The organism is Vibrio sp. 1402, from assembly GCF_033340275.1.
The window spans coordinates 1-871 of sequence record NZ_JAWOWE010000138.1 but is presented as its reverse complement, the minus strand read 5'-3'; the positions used below and the strand labels follow the sequence as shown (position 1 = coordinate 871).

General features: G+C 43.4%; 1 protein-coding gene and 1 pseudogene. Both read left to right on the top strand.

All coding sequences use genetic code 11. The features are described from left to right. A pseudogene (locus R7044_RS24650) lies at window positions 1-234 on the top strand (IS3 family transposase); the annotation flags it as partial. 5 nt (window positions 235-239) lie between these two features. After that, on the top strand, window positions 240-871 hold a 632-nt coding region (locus R7044_RS24645; RefSeq protein ID WP_225455927.1), incomplete at its 3' end, for an IS3 family transposase.

Below are 871 nucleotides of genomic sequence, written 5' to 3'. Positions count from 1 at the left end.
GGTCGACTAGATTGGTCTAAAGGGACACCTAACTTTATGTCCAAAGGAGACTCTATGACCGAGTTCAATTCACCTCCTACACCAGAGCAACGTATTAAAGAGCTTGAGAAGCAGCTCGAAGATGCTCAACTCAAAGCCGACTTCTTTGAAGCTGTCGTGAACGTTATGGAACGTGACTATGGTGTTAGAGTGACAAAAAAGCACAAAGAAGCGTTGTCCAAGAGAAAACCATAGTAGGTTTGAGCGTTACGAAGTTTTGTCAGTTAGTACAAATCTCTCGCCAAGCTTATTATAAGCAATGCCAAACTCAATCTCGTTGTGAACATCATGAGCATACTGTCATTGGCTTTGTCCGTGAAGTCAGGCTGAAGCAGCCACGCATTGGCACGCGTAAACTGAAGTTCTTAGCAGCAACAAAGGGCATTCAAATAGGTCGCGATAAGCTCTTTGAACTTCTCAGAAAGCATCGGCTGTTAGTGAGAGCAAGACGAGCCTATCACCGAACGACTGACAGCCGTCATCGATTTTTCTGTCACCCAAACAAAGTGAAAGATGGGCTGACACCAACGAAGCCAGAACAACTGTGGGTTGCTGATATTACTTACTTGCCAACTCAAAATGGAGAGAGTTATCTCAGCTTGGTTACAGACGCTTATTCAAGGAAGATTGTTGGTTTTTATGTGGATGACAACATGAAAACTCAATCAGTTAAGCGGGCATTTATCTCAGCTCTCAGGCAACGGCAGAGTGAAGAAAAGCTAATACACCACTCAGATAGAGGCTCACAATACTGTTCGAAGGAATATCAAGATATCCATAAGAAACATAGAGTGACTTGCTCAATGACAGACGGGTATGACTGTTATCAGAA